Annotated in this window: 14 protein-coding genes; 2 read left to right on the top strand and 12 right to left on the bottom strand. The window is 44.3% G+C overall.

Annotated features, from left to right (window positions below; all coding sequences use genetic code 11):
• Positions 1 to 295: 295 nt before the first annotated feature.
• The 4 genes from putA to L884_RS0102740 form a co-directional block, all read right to left on the bottom strand.
• Complete coding sequence (gene putA / locus L884_RS0102725) at positions 296 to 3,490, bottom strand: bifunctional proline dehydrogenase/L-glutamate gamma-semialdehyde dehydrogenase PutA (RefSeq protein ID WP_028766054.1); 3,195 nt, start codon at positions 3,488 to 3,490, stop codon at positions 296 to 298.
• A 401-nt stretch (positions 3,491 to 3,891) separates the two neighbouring features.
• Complete coding sequence (locus L884_RS0102730) at positions 3,892 to 4,467, bottom strand: TIGR04211 family SH3 domain-containing protein (RefSeq protein ID WP_245603052.1); 576 nt, start codon at positions 4,465 to 4,467, stop codon at positions 3,892 to 3,894.
• Between the two features lie 163 nt (positions 4,468 to 4,630).
• A complete protein-coding gene (locus L884_RS0102735; protein ID WP_028766056.1) occupies positions 4,631 to 5,899 on the bottom strand; it encodes an inorganic phosphate transporter in 1,269 nt (422 codons plus the stop codon).
• A 24-nt stretch (positions 5,900 to 5,923) separates the two neighbouring features.
• Positions 5,924 to 6,604 (bottom strand): TIGR00153 family protein, encoded by a 681-nt coding sequence (locus L884_RS0102740; protein ID WP_028766057.1) that lies wholly within the window; start codon positions 6,602 to 6,604, stop codon positions 5,924 to 5,926.
• Positions 6,605 to 6,836: 232 nt separating this feature from the next.
• On the opposite strand from L884_RS0102740, the gene L884_RS0102745 reads away from it, so the two are divergent.
• Entirely contained in the window at positions 6,837 to 8,324 is a 1,488-nt protein-coding gene (locus tag L884_RS0102745; RefSeq protein WP_028766058.1) for a CYTH domain-containing protein, read from the top strand.
• Between the two features lie 33 nt (positions 8,325 to 8,357).
• Here the strand turns inward: L884_RS0102745 and L884_RS21590 are convergent, their stop codons facing one another.
• The 8 genes from L884_RS21590 to L884_RS0102785 all read right to left on the bottom strand — a co-directional run bounded on the left by L884_RS21590 (position 8,358) and on the right by L884_RS0102785 (position 15,293).
• The gene (locus tag L884_RS21590) at positions 8,358 to 9,209 is read right to left on the bottom strand and encodes a potassium channel family protein (RefSeq protein ID WP_051435504.1); all 852 of its coding nucleotides are present in this window, start codon (positions 9,207 to 9,209) and stop codon (positions 8,358 to 8,360) included.
• A gap of 55 nt (positions 9,210 to 9,264) precedes the next feature.
• Positions 9,265 to 9,594, bottom strand: a complete 330-nt coding sequence (locus L884_RS0102755) for a hypothetical protein (RefSeq protein ID WP_028766059.1) — start codon at positions 9,592 to 9,594, stop codon at positions 9,265 to 9,267.
• Positions 9,595 to 9,712: 118 nt separating this feature from the next.
• On the bottom strand, positions 9,713 to 10,363 hold the full coding sequence (locus tag L884_RS0102760; RefSeq protein ID WP_028766060.1) for a hypothetical protein: 651 nt from the start codon (positions 10,361 to 10,363) through the stop codon (positions 9,713 to 9,715).
• Between the two features lie 11 nt (positions 10,364 to 10,374).
• On the bottom strand, positions 10,375 to 11,064 hold the full coding sequence (locus L884_RS0102765) for a PspA/IM30 family protein (RefSeq protein WP_028766061.1): 690 nt from the start codon (positions 11,062 to 11,064) through the stop codon (positions 10,375 to 10,377).
• 12 nt (positions 11,065 to 11,076) lie between these two features.
• Positions 11,077 to 11,490, bottom strand: coding sequence for a YjfI family protein (locus tag L884_RS0102770; RefSeq protein ID WP_028766062.1), 414 nt, complete (start codon positions 11,488 to 11,490; stop codon positions 11,077 to 11,079).
• A gap of 91 nt (positions 11,491 to 11,581) precedes the next feature.
• A complete protein-coding gene (locus L884_RS0102775; protein ID WP_037410262.1) occupies positions 11,582 to 13,339 on the bottom strand; it encodes a polyamine aminopropyltransferase in 1,758 nt (585 codons plus the stop codon).
• 81 nt (positions 13,340 to 13,420) lie between these two features.
• A complete protein-coding gene (locus L884_RS0102780) occupies positions 13,421 to 14,320 on the bottom strand; it encodes a DUF350 domain-containing protein (protein ID WP_028766064.1) in 900 nt (299 codons plus the stop codon).
• A 13-nt stretch (positions 14,321 to 14,333) separates the two neighbouring features.
• Positions 14,334 to 15,293, bottom strand: coding sequence for a hypothetical protein (locus tag L884_RS0102785; RefSeq protein WP_028766065.1), 960 nt, complete (start codon positions 15,291 to 15,293; stop codon positions 14,334 to 14,336).
• A 326-nt stretch (positions 15,294 to 15,619) separates the two neighbouring features.
• On the opposite strand from L884_RS0102785, the gene glnE reads away from it, so the two are divergent.
• The gene (gene glnE / locus L884_RS0102790) at positions 15,620 to 18,475 is read left to right on the top strand and encodes a bifunctional [glutamate--ammonia ligase]-adenylyl-L-tyrosine phosphorylase/[glutamate--ammonia-ligase] adenylyltransferase (protein ID WP_028766066.1); all 2,856 of its coding nucleotides are present in this window, start codon (positions 15,620 to 15,622) and stop codon (positions 18,473 to 18,475) included.
• The last annotated feature ends 3 nt before the right edge of the window (positions 18,476 to 18,478 follow it).

Consider the following 18,478-nt stretch of genomic DNA (forward strand, 5'->3'; position numbering starts at 1 on the left):
GATAAAATTAGTTTTACTCGCCAATTATGGCTGTAAAAAAATAAAGGCTTAGTGCAACGTAGCGTTTGAAAAAACCGCTGCATTATAGAGCAATAAAGAGTTTTTAGTATATATATTGTTTAATAGTTGGGAGAGTTATCTCAAATAATATACAATCTCAATAAACTGTGGGCTATTCAGTTGTGTATTATGTTGATTGTGATTGCATGTATATTAAATAAGCATGTTTAAGTTTGTGCTAAATATAAAAAAGCCGGTGATATAACCACCGGCTTTTTAATTGCTATCGCATTTGCTACTCGTCGCTATCACCTAAAGACAATAGGGTCGCATTACCACCAATAGCAGTAATATTATTGGTGTGAGTCTTTTCAGTAATAAAGCGGGTTAGGTAGTGCGGACCGCCAGCTTTAGGACCTGTACCCGATAAGCCTTGACCACCAAATGGCTGTACACCAACCACGGCACCAATCTGGTTACGGTTAATATACACGTTACCTGCACGGATCTTGTCAGCCAATTTAAGTGCATGGCTTTCATTACGGCTATGAATGCCTAAGGTTAAACCAAAGTTGGTTGAATTGATCTCTTTAATCACATGCTCAAGCTCTGATGACTTATAGCGGATCACATGCAAAATAGGGCCAAAGTGTTCTTTTTCTAGCACTTTAATTGAGTCAATTTCTACTGCGGTAGGCGCAACGAAATGACCATGCTCAGTACCTTCAGGTAGCTCTACTTGCTTAATAAGCTTACCGACTTGTTTGAGGTGCTCGATATGGGCATTCAAGTTAGCGGCTGCTGCGGCATCAATTACCGGGCCAACATCTGTTTTATAGAAGTGCGGGCTACCTATGGTCAGCTCATCCATGGCACCTTGCATGATATCAATGACTCGCTCGGCAATATCTTCCTGAAGGAATAACACCCGCAGTGCCGAACAGCGTTGACCTGCACTGGTGAATGATGATGAAACAACATCATTAACCACTTGCTCTGGCTGTGAAGTTGAGTCGACGACCATGGCGTTTTGACCACCGGTTTCGGCGATTAGCGGGATGATTGGACCTTCACGCATTGCCAGTGTGCGGTTAATCAATTTTGCTGTCGCAGTTGAGCCGGTAAAACAGACACCACCGATACGTTCATCAGAAGTGATCGCTGCACCAACAGTTGCACCTGTGCCAGGTAAGAACTGTAACACTTCCTTAGGAATACCTGCCTCATGTGCAAGCTGAGTGGCGCGGTAGCCAACGATTGAAGTTTGCTCTGCAGGTTTAGCTACAACTGTGTTACCGACTGCTAGCGCAGCAGTCACTTGGCCTAGGAAGATAGCGAGCGGGAAGTTCCATGGGCTAATACAAACAAAGATACCACGGCCTTCAAGATATAGTTCGTTGCGTTCACCTGTTGGGCCCGGTAGCAGTTCAGGTTTAGCCATCATTTTTCTGGCATTGACAGCATAGTAGCGGCAGAAATCAACGGCTTCACGAACTTCATCAATGCCGTCTTGCATACTCTTACCCGCTTCTCGAGTACACAAAGCGATAAGCTCTTCGCGATTTTCTTCTAGAAGATCGGCAAGTTTTAGTAGTGCTTCAGTACGCACTTCCACTGGGGTATTGCACCAAGCAGGGAAGGCTGCCTCAGCACTTGAAAGCGCAAGTTCAACTGCTTGCTCATCGGCAAAGGCAATTTTACCGACCACTAAGTTAGTATTGAATGGGCTAACAACGTCTTTTGTTTCACCGCTAAGGGTTTCGCCATTGACTAGAGGTCCAGCAGTCCAAGTCGTCGTTTTGTATTTATCTAGACCTTGGAAAAACGGCGTAGATTCTGAAATGATATTGAGGTTTATCCCTTGTGAGTTTTTACGCTCTGGGCCAAAAATATTTTCAGGTAATACAATGCGGTTGTTGGCTAAGGTTTTGTAGTCTTTAAGCGTTCTTAGCGGGTGGGTGACCAAAGATTCAATTGGTGTATTAAGATCGACTAACTTATGTACAAAAGAAGTGTTAGCGCCATTTTCTAATAAGCGTCTAACTAGGTAAGGTAGTAGATCTTTATGTGCACCAACAGGAGCATAGATACGGACATTTTTCACACCACTTTCAGCTAAAAGCGTGTCATATAACTCTTCGCCCATACCGTGTAAGCGCTGGAATTCATAGTTACGATCGCCAGCCATATCGGTAATGCTAGCAATAGTTTGCGCATTATGGCTCGCAAACTGCGGGTAAATAGCACCGCGAGTGGTATCAGATAACAAGTAACGGGCACAGGCAAGGTATGAAACGTCAGTACCTGCTTTACGTGTGTATAGCGGATAACCGCTTTCACCGTTTTCTTGTGACCATTTCAGTTCGCTATCCCAGTAAGCACCTTTTACCAAGCGCACCGGGATCTCATCGCCCTGATCTTTAGCAAGGCGAGTTAACCAGCATAAAACCGGTAGTGCGCGCTTAGAGTAGGCCTGTACTACGATACCTAGCAGCCCCCAGCCTTTTGCTACATCTGAGTTATACAGTTTTTGGAACAGCTTTAATGATAGTTCGAGTCTGTCCATCTCCTCAGCATCAATCGACACGCCAACGTTTAAGCTGCGTGCTTGCTGCACAAGACGAGTTAAGGTGTCGTATAGCTCGGTTAAGGTTCTATCTTCGTTAGCGACTTCATAACGAGGGTGCAGTGCTGAAAGCTTAATTGAGATAGTCGGTCTAATCGCTTTTGTGGTGTCGTACTCTTGAGCACCTAATGCCGCAATAGCGTTTGAGTAGTCTTCAAAGTACTTTTGCGCATCTTTTTTGGTTAATGCGGCTTCACCGAGCATGTCGTAACTGTGGGTATAACCCATCTTACGCTTATCGACACTGTTTTTTAATGCTTCTTTTATCGTGCGGCCTAAAACAAACTGCTTACCCATGATCTTCATCGCAGCAAGCATAGATTGTCTGATCACCGGCTCACCCACTTTATTGATAAGGCGGTTAAGCAGGCTACTTGGTTTGCCGTCAATATCATGGTCAAGTTTGACCACTTTACCGGTTAACATTAATCCCCAAGTTGAGGCGTTAACCAGAATAGAATTACTCTTTTTTAAATGCTCATCCCATTTGGCACCAGATAGCTTATCTTCGATTAACGCGTCAGCGGTATCTGAATCTGGAATACGCAATAAAGCTTCTGCAAGACACATTAATATAATGCCTTCTTGGGTATCTAAACTATATTGCTGCAGGAAGGCGTCAATACCGACCATAAGGCCTTTTTTGTCATATTGACGAACTTTATTTACCAGCTCATGTGCACGGTTGGTGACACGGTTAAGCTCTTCATTGCTCGAAGGAACCAATTTGATCAAATCAGATAAATATTGTTCTTCATCGACAATATAGTTATCGCTGATCGCTTGGAACAGTTCGTTGAGATCGGCTGAGTCATAACGCCCAGTTAGTACTTCACTCGCTTTGAACATATTAATCACTTCCATCTAGGCCATATGGGCAAATTGCTTGAATAATTATATCGATGAGCCTTGATTGTTTTTCTTTTGTATACAATCTAAGGCTTTCTCGCGGCGATTATACATACAAAATGTGACGAGGGACACCTTTGTGACGTCCGATGTGATTTGTGTTTGATTTTTGCCTGCTCAAAAGTGCTGCAGGCCTTGATATATATGGCGTTGCTATAATGTTAATAAAACGAAGTTTTGATTGAATCTTAGCATTCACACTGTTGATTACAGCGATTAGTGTTGCCGCTAGCGCTAGGTAGGCATCAAAAGAGTAGCTTTATATTTATGAGCTAATTTTGCATTTAAAATAAAAAAGCCCGCGTTAATCACGCAGGCTTTAAATAACACTTTAGGGCGTAGCCGTAAGTTCTCGCTTACCAGCGATTCTTTGGTTTACGCTGTGGTCTAGGTAGGTAAACTAAGATGATACCTAACAGCAAACCACCGGCTGCAATAAAGCCGCCTTGCTTCCACATTTCAAAGCGCTCATTTTTTTGCATATTAGCTAATGCAGCTTTTGCGTTGTCACGTTCTAGACTGGCACTTGCAAGCGTTTTCTCTGCAGCAGCAAGTTGAGATTTTACCTGACTTAGCTCAGCTGCATTGTTATCACTACTCTCTAAAGCCGACTCAAGCTTAGCTTTAGTTTGTTCAAGTTCTGCCTGAATAGCTGGAAGTTGCACTCGCAAGCTGGTTGACTTGCTTAGCATCTTTGATTGGATCCAGCCTTCACGACCTTTGTGATCAATGATTTTGCTGTAATCACCTTGGGTTTCTTCTAAAGAGGTTACCTGCTGGCCAGCTTCAACACTACCCAATATGCGGAATTGCGTTCCTGGTCCACCATGAAGGTAGATATAAACATCATCAGAGATGTAGCGTGTTTGATTTGCCGCAAGTAAAGAAGGAGAAAGTAGCATCATGGCCACAATAACTAGAATTCTCAACACTGATTTATTCTCATCAACGAAATTTAGCCCACATGCTAGGGATTTAAAGGGGGTAATGCAAGTAGCAAAAAGGCGGATAAAACGCAAAAGGGAAGTTTGATACAAAAAATATCAAACTTCCCTCACTATCACGCGGTTCTAATAGACCTAACGTGTTTGGGTATTAGTTAAAAATACCTTTAATCATGAAGAAGAACATGATTGAAAGACCAGCACCAGCTGGAAGAGTAACAACCCAAGAAACTACGATATTACGTACAACACCAATGTTAATTGCAGCAATACCACGTGCCATACCCACACCTAGAACTGCACCAACAAGTGTTTGTGTAGTCGAGATAGGTAGACCTGTACCAGATGCAATAACAACAGTAGATGCAGCAGCAAGCTCAGCAGCAAAACCACGGCTTGGTGTTAGGTGAGTAATGTTCTTACCAATGGTTTGCATTACACGCTGACCAAAGATAGCTAGACCCATAACAATACCGATAGCACCTAGTGGTAGGATCCACCAAACGAGTGGCGCAGTATTGTTAATTTGACCACCACTTTCAACAACTGACACAACAGCTGCTAGAGGGCCAATCGCGTTAGCTACGTCGTTAGAGCCGTGAGCAAATGCCATACAACATGCAGTAACAACCATTAAGATAGCAAATACTTTCTCAACGTTACCGAACTGAGTTTGACGGTCTGCTTTGCTGTCCATTTTAAGACGCTTAATCGCAAGCATACCACCAATACCAACTAGAACAGCTAGTACAACAGCAAGTGCGTAAGCTTCAAAGTTAGTGAAGTGCAGCCCTACGTGCTTCAGACCTTTCTTGATTGTCACTAGTGACATTACAAAGCCAGCTAGTGCCATGTAGAAAGGAACGTAACGCTTAGCGTTTTCTAGTGGGTTATCAGTGTTGAAAATGAGTTTTTGAACACTTTGGAATATCATGAAGGCGATAAAACCAGATATTGCAGGTGTAACGACCCAAGAGCCAACGATACCGCCTACTTTACCCCAAGCCACTGCGTCTGTACCTACACCCACAGCAGCGAAACCTACGATAGCGCCAACAATTGAGTGAGTTGTAGAAACAGGCCAGCCTAGTGCTGAAGCCACGATTAACCAGATACCCGCAGCAAGTAGAGCTGAGATCATGCCGTAAACCAGCAGTTCCGGTGAATCAATAAAGTAAGCTGAGTCGATAATGCCTTTACGGATCGTGCTGGTTACTTCACCACCGGCAAGATACGCACCTGCGAACTCAAAGATCATAGCGATAATAATCGCTTGTTTAATTGTAATAGCATTTGAACCTACAGAGGTTCCCATTGCATTGGCTACGTCGTTTGCGCCAATACCCCATGCCATTAAAAATCCAAATACAGCCGCAATACCAATAAGCCATGGGCCGTTGGTGACTAATACATCAACCATGTTGTTACCTTGATAATCTTTTGATTAGACGCGAGCTAACATTAGCTCTAAGCGAGAACCGACTCGTTCAGCAAGATCTGCCAAGTCACCAACCCACTCAATTATCTTGTAGAGGAACATTACATCTACAGGGTTTAATTCAGATTCGATAGCATAAAGCTGTCTACGGATCTTAATCTGCAAATCATCAGTATCTTCTTCGATTGAATCGAGTTCACCAATCATTTTCGCAACAAGGTCCACTTCACGACCTCTGAAACCTGTCTCTAACAGATCGTCAAGCTCGTTAATTGCTTCTTTAGACAGTGACACTGCATCAATACAGCGCTGTAAATAAGCAATAAATGGATCTTGAATAGCTTGCGGCAGCTCAAGTTGTCGGCCGATAACACGACCAGAAATGTCTTTTGCTTTGTTAGCAATTTTATCTTGCTGGGTTAATAGCTCCAGTAAGTCAGTACGCTCAACAGGCATAAACAAGCCGCCCGGCAGAGTTAAACGGATCTCACGCTTAAGTGAGTCAGCTTGTTGCTCTGTAAGGCTAATTTGCTTACGTAGTTGAACGGCTTTGTCCCAGTCTCCTGCGACAGTAGCTTCAAAAAATGGGACAAGTAATGACGCACAGTCGTATACTTTGTCGATATGCTCTTGAAGAGGCTTAATTGGCGATTTTGCAAACACGCCTAAAATAGAGTTTACTGGCATTGCCGTGTACCTATTTTGGTTATTCCACTATTGGAAAAAGCGGGCGCATGTTAACTCAAGCGGCCGCGTATTAAAACTGTGTTTTACGATTTAAATAGACAGTTTTTTATTCTAGCTAGTTATATCCTAACTGCAAAGCGCATCCTACGGGGATATTATTGCAGAAATATTACAGTGTGTAACTTTGATGACAGATTGATTAATTTTTGATGACAAGGTGAATAATACATCGATGGAAGCTGAGATAGAACTTAAACTTTTCTTTGATGAACAAAACAAGAAAAGCCTTATAAAACTGCTAGATAACCTACCTAATTGTGATGCTAAAGGTGAAGAGACTCTAACAAATGGCTACTTTGACACCCCTGACTTAGCCTTAAGAAAACTCGATATGGGACTGCGAATTAGAGGGGTTAATCAGCAGTTAGAGCAAACAATTAAGACCAAAGGGCAGGTGGTTGGTGGAATTCATTCACGACCTGAATACAACGTTGATGTAGATCAAAATTTCCCGCAATTAAATTTATTTCCTAAAGAAATTTGGCCGGAAGGGGTCAAACAGGAGCAAATTCAAGCAAATTTGTACTGCTTGTTTAATACCGATTTCACCCGCCAACGTTGGCATATCTTTGTTGAAGATAGTTTAGTTGAGGTCGCGTTAGATATCGGCGAGATAAGAGTTGACCAAGCCGTTGATCCTATTTGCGAACTTGAGTTTGAATTATTAGCCGGTGATACCAGTGCGTTATTAACCTTAGCAGGAATGGTCAGCCGTGAGATCCCTGTGCGTTTAGGCAAGGCCAGTAAAGCGCAACGTGGCTATCGATTGGCAGGACAATATAAACCTGAGGTTATAGATGCCCTGACTTTTATTGAGATTGAGCCGCAGCAGAGCTTAAAGCAAGTGGCTATCAATTTGTTGACCCTTGGGTTAGACCGTTGGCAGACGATTGAAGCGCTTATACTTGATCCTGAGCAAGAACAGCTAGCTTTACCTATGCTGAGTTATCGCTTACGCGCTTGCACTCGTTTACTGAAAAATACGCTAAAGCAGTTTGGTTTATTGGAAACATCATTCCAAACCGATTTTGACGCCATCGAACACAGACTTAATTTTATTGAAGAAGCACTTAGCTTATTTGGCATTATTGATGAAGATGCCGCGCTAGTGGCTAAATTGCCACAGCACCAAGCTCTGGTTGATGTCGCGGTAGATAAACTGCAGCAACTGGATGTGGCTCAGCAAGTCGAGCTATTAATTGCTGAAATTTGCTATGGCAGACTACAAGTACATTTGGTGGATCTGTTAACTCAGCTTATTGATGGTACGGTTGTGATCGATAAAGAGTTAGAGTTGCAGGATTTTGCCGATCAGATGCAGGAAAATTCATGGCAGAAGATTTTGGCGGTAATGCCGCAACAAAATGATTTAAGCAGTTCTGATTACCTTGCCGTGGCTAAGGCGCTCGACGATAGTATTTTTGTTGGCGTTGCATACGGCGGACTATACCCTGAAAAGTCGCGCGATATATTTAGAGCACCATGGCAAGACTTAGCCTTGGGTATTAGAACTCTGGCGGCATATCGCCAATTAAAGAGTATTAGTGAAACAGCCTACTTAGACATTAGTCAGTGGCTAGAAAACAAAGAGCAAAGCTTAGTACAAGCAATGGAGTTTTCTCGTCACAGCGCACTAAAAAACGAGCCATATTGGCGTTAGTCAATAAAAAGCCCACAGAATGTGGGCTTTTTATTATTTGTCTGGCTTTAATCTATTTTCAAGTTTGCGCTCAAGCTTGTCGTCAATTTTATCTTCTAGTTGTTCTTCGATGGTCTGTTTTAACTCATCGATTTCCGCCAATAGCTTTTGCTGGTTGGCCTCCATACGCATTAAACTGTTATTGAGTTCGCAGCGAATTTCTTCGGCGTGACTATCAAGTTTTTCAGCTTCATCCGGCGCAACGAATACAGATGCCATATAGCCTGAGATCACCCCGAAAAAGCTTACACCACAAACAATCACTACACCGCCAATAATGTGTCCGGCAGTTGTAACCGGATAGTAATCACCATAACCTACGGTGGAAATGGTCACCAATGCCCACCAAATAGCGCTTTCAGCAGTGTCAATGTTAGCCCCTTCAACGCCACTTTCTACGATAAGCACTAGCACTGAAGCAAAAGTTAAAATGGTGACTAACGCAACCAGCAAACTCGCCACCGTTGCTTGGCGGCGCTGCTTGAGCATGGGAACAATCAGTGACCGTGTTGTACGGATTAGCCTTACAACACGTAATATTTGAAATAGTCGCGCCATACGCAGAGCTTCAATGGCGGGAACACTAGCAACAAAGTCAATCCAGTGATGCTTTAGGTATTCAGTCTTTTTATTGGCTTTAAACAGCTCATAAAAGAAGTTCGACATAAACACCATACAAATACAGGTGTCGATAAAAAACAGTAAGCGCCGGGTTTCGCCTTCAATACGGCCAAAAGTAATCACCAGTACTAAAATTACCGATAGCAGAGACAATAACATCATCGCTAATTGCAACGGTGTAGGAGGTGTATCGGGTTGTATTAACCAGCGCTTAGTATTTGCCATTATCGCGGTCCGTCATTTTTGCTGCAATTCCTGAACAAAGTAGCAGCTTTTGGCGCTACTTTTCAGCGCTAAATTGAATCAAATCGTCTAATACGTGCTTTTTAATTTCGAGTTGTTGCTCTGCAGAAAGCTGGTATTTTTCAGCTAAAATTTCATAATCACTCGGGCTTAACGATACAGTAAGCCGTGGACGTTTTGGGCGCTTTGTTACGCTAAGTCCAAGGATTTCTCTTATCTGATCAGAAGGGCTCACGCCAGCATCGAGTGCTGCCTTACGGATTGCATATTGGAACTTCTCATCCATATCAAATGCAATTTGGGTTGCTTTGGCGGCTTTTTGGTTTTGTTGCCACTGTGCTGGTAAGGGATTTTTTTGTTTGGTCATGCGTGCGGTACCTAAAATTTACTTATCCGTTATCGAGCGAACGGAATATGCCCCATGCTACCACTCATCGGAGTGGAAACAAAAATGGTTCTAAAACAATTGTTTTAGAACCATTTATTTATGCGCCGGGCCAGTAGTCTCGGATATCAGACAGCGGACGGTAGATGGTTAACATTACATCTGTGTCGCCGCCTTCATAAACTTCGACGTCAATGGCTTTATCTTCATCATCATCGAGCAGTTGATAGGCTTCAAAGGCATCACCTGTCGCACCATCTGCGTCTTGTGGTGGTCGTTGACCACGGTAATCTTGGCGATGGAAATAACCAAAATCTGCTGCGCTTACTTGATGATAATGAGGCGATAACCACTGCTCATAATCTTGTAAATCGGCAGTCAATGTATTGGTGGTTAGCTGTGCTTTACCTGACTCTTCGAAGATCTCACTAAACTGATCTAAATCGAATAGTGCTTCAACTAGGCCTCGATTAAGTTTAATCGAGAGGCCAAGGTAAGTTTCATCATCTTCATCTAGGCTGAGAAAGATGGTGTCGTTACCGTGACCTTTTAACACCCATTCAGTTTGTTGCTTGCGTTGATACTCGTAAGTATTAACCGCTTCAACACGCAATTGCTGGCCACGTAGTTGTGGTGGCAAGGCGAAACTGTCATCAAGGGAGATCATGTCTCCCTTATTGAGTTTAGATGGATGATCGAGTTGACGTTTAGGCGCTTCTTTTTTGCCAAATAGGCTGCTTAGAAATCCCACGCCAGTCTCCTTTAGCCTTTACGGGCTTTAATGCGATCAAGTACTGCATTAGCATTCGACTTTTGCTCGCCAATACCAGCTGCGGCAAGTTTGTCGTGTAGCGCTTTATCGCTGTTCTCTTCAGCTAACGTTTCAGAGGCTTTTAGGCGGTCATCAAATGATTGCTGACGAGCCTTAATGCGCTCTAATGAATCTTTTGCATTCAGTAGCTTAGAGTTGCTACCTGCAAATGAGTCAGTAATAGTTGCTGTTGCTTTTTGCACGCTTTCAGTGGTTTTCACCATAGTTAGCTGGCGTTGGTAATCGGCTACCTGACGCTCTGTTTTGCGTACAAGCTCTTTTAGGCGAGTCGCATGAGAAGCAAAGCTTTCGTTTGCGGCTTGTTGCTCACTAAGCTCTTGGTCTAGTTCAGCAATCTTTTCAGCCACTTCAAGTGCTAGCGCTTCATTGCCCTTTTCAAGAGCTTGAGTCGCATAGCCTTCATGTTCAGCAACAGAGCGCTTTAGACGATCCACTTCGCGGCTCGCTTGCATCTCTTTTGCCATCACTTCAGTTAAGTCGCGCTTAGCTTTAGTGAGGTGTTTTTCTGCATCACGGATCTCTTGTTCAAAAATACGTGTTGAGTTTGCATCTACGATGCTTTGGCCAACTTCAGTAGCACCGCCACGAAATGCCGTAAGAATTTTGTTTAGAATGCCCATAATATGGCTCCTTTAGTTCAGGTAATCGGCGAGTTCGTCGATTACTTCGAGACAGTTATCAGAAAGAACAGATAGCTCCTGCTCAATTTCTTGCATGCTTGATTGCACTGACAGCGCACCATAAACCACATACTTATCATCAATTTTGGCAAATGATGACAGTGGCATTGGAATGTTGAGCTCTAACATGGTCTCAAACATTTCTGCGCGGCGTTCTTGATTCACTTCATCCTCGCCCCATAAGTAGCTGATGCAGAGGATTTGGTTGTCCGTGACCGATACAAATACCGGGATCTCTTCACGACCAACAACGTTAACTTGTAAGACTTCTACGTCACCAGCAATTGGATAACAGTCAAATTGAAAGCCTGTTTGGCTGCTGTCGCCAAGTTCATTTAGGTGGTTGGCAATTGTGTGGATATTCATATTTGTCCTTATTGACATATTATGTCTGTGATTAAAGATAACACTGCGACATAATATGTCAAGGGCTATCTTTACGATTCAAAAATAAACTCTACTGATTTTCTAACCAAGCCTGCTGATGGTATTGATACAGCTGGCTTGAACCTAAAACATTGGGCTTGATTTGGGATTTATTTTGGTAAAAACTCCCTGGAAACTCAAAAGCAGCATGGATCAATCCGGGGGTTAACCAAGGATCATTCACAGGTAACTGCTGCATATTGTTTAATCTATTTCGTGCACTTTTACCACCTAAGGTGGCAATGGACCAACCCCATTCACCAAAACTTGGCACATTGTGGTGGTATTGGTCGACATTAAACCCTGCTAACTCTAACGTATTAGCGATAGAGATAAAGGCATTCGGCGCATGGTAAGGTGACGTCGACTGTATGGTTAAGGCAGCGTCATTACTCATTAGTTCCTTGAGCTTTAAATAGAAAGCATCAGAATAAAGCTTGTTTAAGTCTGGATGGCTCGGATCCGGTAAGTCGACGATAATGGCATCGAACTTTTGCTCTGTAGCTAATAGCTTATCCACGCCATTAAAAGCATCGTCATACATGATCTGTACTCGAGGATCATTTAGTGCATTTTGGTTAAGCGCGAGTAACGCATCACTTAAGTGCTCAGGCATATCGCTAGCAGGGTTTTTAAATAGCTCAACCAGTTCTTCATCGAGATCCATCAACACCACTTGTTTAGGCTGCCATTGCAGCACTTGGGTAAGCCCTAAGCCATCGCCGCCACCAATGATCAGCACTTTGTCATGGCGGGCACTTGCAGCCAGAGTAGGGTGAACTAAAAACGAGTGATAAATATGCTCGTCACTACTAGAAAACTGTAACCGACCATTTATATACAGTGAATGAACTGGTCCTAAGCCGTTGCCACGCAGACGTTCAGTAAAGGTTAACTGCTGAAAGCGAGTGGCCTTGGCATAAATCACCTTGTCTTTATACAAAAGGTTATTAAAGTTTTGCTCCCAAGATGGGCCATGTAGTGCCAGTAGCACTAAAATGCCCGTAGCGATGAAATGTCCCACTAGTAGCAATTTCACATGGCGAATTTGATGCCAAAAACGCCAGATAAAAATAAAGCCGGCCAGCAAGTTAAAGCTAGCAGTTAATGCGGCTGCAAGTTGAATATCAATTGCCAGCATAAAGCCAACCCAAATTGCCGCACCGATACCAGCACCAATATAGTCTGCGCCATAAATGGTGCCGGCATTGTGCATCAGGTGGGCTTCAGACATAGCTTGACGTACGCGGGCGATAAGCGGAATTTCCATACCTATCATTAAACCGAGTAAGACCCCCCATACATATGGCAAGTACTCGGCCAGTTTTTGCAGCGTGCCAATAAAGCCGCCATCGGGCAGCTGATCAGCTGGTAAGCCTAAAGTGTTTGCAACAATCAGCGGTAGCTGCTGGCCGAAGCCAATGACTGCGGCGGTGATCAAAATCGCGAGTGAGCCACATAACGCCACACACAGTTCCAGTACCGCAAAGCCAGTAAAAGCGCAGCGAATCTTACGCGCAGCAAATGCCCCTAGTCCCATCGAGACAATCATCAGGCCAATCATGGTGTAAATTGCGGCTTCTAACGCACCTAAAATACGCCCTGCATAATGGGATAATAGGTATTCATAGATAAGTCCGCAGCCAGCGAGTACCGCCATGATCCCCAGCAGTAATATGTCATCAAACAAACCGAGTTTGCCGTTTTCGATGGTGGGATTAGCGCTATGGTGTGTTTGCTGTAGCTGAGTGTCGTTGCTGCTGATAGCGTTATGAGAGTCGGTTTGCATTGAGTATCTGTTGTTTAGAAAGTCATAAAAAAGAATGGCACTAAAATGAAAGGGAGCATGATGAATGCTCCCTTAGAACCATTAAGCCATTAATGCGGCGAGGATAATCGCAATAGAGACGCTAATCGCCACTTCAACTGCAGCCAAACCAATATTGTGTTGCTGCTCAACCTCTTCACATAAGTTGATATTGGCCAGTACCAGCTTTTTGATCAAAGTGATCAATAGCGATAAAGAGACCAGCATTACTACAGAGAAGATCAACCAGCCAATTAGATTCGCTATATAGGCTTCAGGATTGAAAATAATAAAGTGGCTGGCAGCATTAAAGCTAAACGCCATTGCTAGCATGTAACCACTGTGACGAATAGCCAGTGCGGTATGGCCCTGTGCTAACGCCTCTTGCATTGATGCACCTTGATTGCGCTTAGCGTAGCGGTTTTCACGAGCGCGGGTAAGTAGCACTAGCATCAGCTGTGAAATCGCAAAGGCACTAAAGATAGCGATAAAGGTGTAGATGGTGAGATCTTCAGCCCATAACAGTACCGAACGGATAATAATTGCAGTAGCAATTGCAGCAACACCATCGACAATGGCGACCGATACATTGCCCTTAATGATTAAGGCGTTTTTATCTATGTTATTGAGGGCTATTTTGTCATGTAAAAAGCGTCCGAGCTTGATCAGCACCAGGCCAAATAGACCATAAGCCGTCATGCCGATGGCTTCGACTAGATAAGACTCTGCCGCTTCACCGGTGATCGCACCAGTTAATACGATACCCAACGCCATCACCGCGCCGGCAGTACTAATACCAAAAGCAAAGTTGTCGTTCTCAGCCAACTCATGGCGGCTATTAACTTTTACCGTCCAGCCTTGCAAATAGCGCATCAAGGTTAGCAGTAATACAGCAATGGCAATGTCGATAGCCAGAATAATCAGTAGCTCTTCAGTGAGGCCGTAGTTATCTAAAAATGTCATAAAAGTTCCTTAATTATTTGCCTCGGCGAACACCGCGAGTAGTACGACTGCTGGAATTACGGAAGCTGCTGTCCTTAGAGTAGTTTGAGCGGAACTTGCTCTTGCTACTCGCAGTGCGTCCTGTTGAACTAGCTTTTGGGGTACTGCTACTTTGTCTTGAAAGACTGGTTGAGCCAGTACGCGACTTGGCATACGGGCTATCAAACTTTTTACCTTGGGCATTAAACTGCTTTTTCGCGCGCTCATAGGTTTGGGTTTGGGCGCGTGCTTGCTTAGGTGAGGTATAACGATAACGGCCCACATCGTTGTAATAACTATAGTTACGACGGCTTGACCACCTGTCATAGCCGATTGGCCCACGGGTGAGATTAGAGAACATAGAATACATGCCATACCATGCCCAAAACGACATACCGTTAGAGCCGGTTTGCCAACTACCGTAAGCAGGGTTACCCACTAACTGGCTACCAGCGCCAAAATCTTCTGCGCCATTAGCTAGGGCTGCAGCTTCACGGCTAATGGAGTTGACCCTTGCGAGTGTGCCGTCCGACATGTCTGCGACCACATTGAGCGGATCAGACAACATGTCGTTAAAAAGACTCGGATCGGCCGCTTGATAGAGGTTTTCGACTTCAGCTAATTGCTGATCGAGATCGACATAGTTAGCAGGGTTTTGGCTATCGCTTAAGCGCCGAGTCAAGGAGGTAAACATCGGCCCACGATTGGTGGCGTCGGTGGCTAACTCATTTAGCAAAGGGCTTAGATCCGGCTTTTGCTTTTCTAATACTTGTACGTATTGTTTTAGCAAATTCGCATTACGTACCTGACCGTCATTCAGCATATTGCTAAGGGTATCTAGGCGCTGCTGGGTCAGCTGTTGATACTTAGCAATCTGATCTGGTCTATCATCGCCGCATCCAGCGAGCATGAATACCAGTATGACGGTGAGAACGCGCATTAGCATTCCTGCCATAGTCTCTCCAAAATCGGTTATGTTACTTGTAGTGGCACACAGTTAAGCACCAAATACCAATATAGCCAAAATGCTTGCTCGGGTTATACAGCGCAATAACTGCCTGAAACATTGAATTCGCAACAGAAATTATTTGGCTTGACTGTAATTAGTATAGTATTGCCTATTAGAGCATAAAAAAAGCAAGGATCCTGTTTATAACACCTTGATTTAGTCAAATTATCTAAATGTTCAACATTCGAGATAAAAAATGCTCACCTTTATTACGCTCTATCTATATCATTAACGACATAATATGTCGATGTACTAAATTGTTAGGGATTATTATGCGCACGGCGACACAGAGTAATAAGCTGATCAGCACGCAAATGGCGGCGACCGCAGATCGATATTGGCAAAGGCTGCAAGACAGTGCGGCAGAGATCATTGAGTCGTTAACCGCCGAGCAGCAGCAACAATTAAAACTTATTTTTGGCTTAAGTGACTTTATTGCTACCCAGTTATGCCGCCATAGTCAGTGGATCCCTGAGTTATTTAGTCAAAACCTACAGCAGCTTGATCGCCAAGTATTTGATAAAGAACTGGCTGAGCTATTGGCACCAGTTACCGATGAAGAAGTTGCTAAGCGAGTGCTTCGCCAATACCGTAATAAACAGATGGTATGTATCGCTTGGCGTGACTTTGCTGATAACAGCGAACTTAAAGAATCACTCCTAGATTTATCAGCACTGGCAGAAGCGCTAGTGATTGCTGGCCGAGATTGGTTGTACCGCGAGATGTGCGCCTCGCTCGGCACACCAAGCGATCGCAATGGCAATCCACAAAAGCTGCTGATATTAGGTATGGGTAAACTTGGCGGCCGTGAGCTTAATTTTTCTTCCGATATCGACCTCATTTTTACCTTTCCAGAACATGGCGAAACCCAAGGCGGCAGACGCTCACTAGAAAATCAGCAGTTTTTTATCCGTATGGGGCAGCGCCTAGTTAACCTGTTACATCAAGTGACCGTCGACGGCTTTGTGTATCGAGTGGATATGCGCCTGCGCCCTTATGGTGAAAGCGGCCCATTAGTGGTCAGTTTTAGCGGCCTTGAAGATTATTACCAAGAGCAAGGTCGAGACTGGGAGCGTTATGCCATGGTTAAAGCGCGGGTGTTAGGCCCGTGGACTGCAGAATCAGATGAGTTACATGCGCTATTACGCCCGTTTGTATACCGACGTTATTTAGATTTTTCAGCGATAGAGTCACTGCGAAAAATGAAGGGGCTGATTTCACAAGAAGTGCGCCGCCGTAAGCTTACCGATAATATAAAGCTTGGCGCAGGTGGGATCCGTGAAGTTGAGTTTATCGTGCAGAGCTTTCAGCTTATTCGTGGTGGCCGCGAGCCAGCACTGCGCACCCAAAGCTTGTTTGCATCACTAGCAACCTTACTAGAGCTTGGTCAGCTTGATTATCTGGCGGTGGATGAGCTGAAAAACAGCTACTTATTATTACGCCGAGTAGAGAACTTACTACAGGCAATTAACGACGAGCAAACCCAAACCTTACCAAGTGAAGCGCTTGATTGGCAGCGTTTATGTTACGTTCTTAATGCCGATACCGAAATGGATCTACGTGAACAGATCGCCACAGCCATGAGTCAGATCCACCGTCACTTCGGTGAAACGGTTGGCGGTAATAATGAAGAAGAGCAAACTGAAACTTGGACTCAACAACTGTGGAATGCCTATGAAGATGATCATGCCCAAGCGATTTTAGAAGAGCAGGGCATAGAAGATGATCGACTTTGGCCACTGCTTAACAGCTGGCATGACACTGTGGTTAGGCGCACTATTGGCCCCCGTGGTCGAGAGACATTAGACAAGTTGATGCCTAAGTTGTTGTGCGAATTTACCAATATCGCACACCCTTCTAAAGCGTTTGATCAGGTCTCTAAAGTGCTAGATCAAATTCTGACCCGTACAACTTATCTAGAGTTGCTATGCGAAAACCCAGGTGCACGTCAGCAGCTAGTGAGTTTATGTCTTGCCAGCCCTTGGATTGCGCAGCAGTTAGCTAAGTTCCCAATGCTGCTTGATGAGCTGATTGATCCGGCGCAGTTGTATGATACCACCTCGCTTGATGACTACGGCAGCGAGTTACGTCAATACTTGCTACGAGTGCCTGAAGATGATTTAGAGCAGCAGATGGAAGCACTGCGCCAATTTAAGCTCTCGCAACAGTTAAAAATTGCAGCGGCAGACGTTACTGGCGTGCTCCCTGTGATGGAGGTGAGCGATCATTTAACTTTCTTAGCTGAAGCCATTATTGAGCAAGTTGTGCATCAAGCATGGGCGCAGGTGAGTGCTCGCCATGGCGTGCCAGACTATTTAACTAATAACGAGATGGGCTTTGCGGTCGTAGGTTACGGAAAAGCGGGTGGTATTGAGCTTGGCTATGGTTCCGATCTTGATTTAGTCTTTTTGCATAATGGTCGTCAAGCAGGGCAAACCAACGGCGATAGACCGATTGATATTGGTCATTTTTATCTAAAGTTGGCTCAGCGAGTCCTGCACTTTTTCTCAACCCGCACTAACTCAGGCGAACTTTATGAAGTGGATATGCGCTTAAGACCCTCCGGCGCATCTGGATTATTGGTCAGCGAGATTGAAAACTTTGGTGAATACCAACGTGATGAAGCTTGGACATGGGAGCATCAAGCACTGGTGCGTGCACGCTTCATGTTTGGCGATAGTGCCTTATCTATTCGCTTTAACGAGCTAAGATCCGAAGTATTACAAAGCCCACGGGATAAAACGGCGCTGGCTAAAGATGTACGAGATATGCGAATTAAGATGCGCGATCATCTGTTAAAAGTCGATCAAGATATGTTCGATCTTAAACAGAGTAGTGGTGGTATTGCCGACATTGAGTTTATCGCTCAATACCTTGTGCTGGCTAACAGTCACCAGCATAAACGCCTATCATTTTGGTCGGATAATGTGCGGATCTTTGCCGATCTGGCCGAACTTGAACTACTGCCACTAGCCAGTGCTCAAGCGCTGACCCAAGCTTATTGTCATCTGCGTGATGAAAGCCATAGATTGACCCTGCAACAGAAAAAGTCAGTGTTACCTATAGCTGATGTTAAACCATACACTGAGCAGGTGGAGGCGATTTACGCCGAGGTATTGGCAGAGTAACTG

The sequence above is a fragment of the Shewanella fidelis ATCC BAA-318 genome (assembly GCF_000518605.1).
Taxonomy (GTDB): Bacteria; Pseudomonadota; Gammaproteobacteria; order Enterobacterales; family Shewanellaceae; genus Shewanella; species Shewanella fidelis.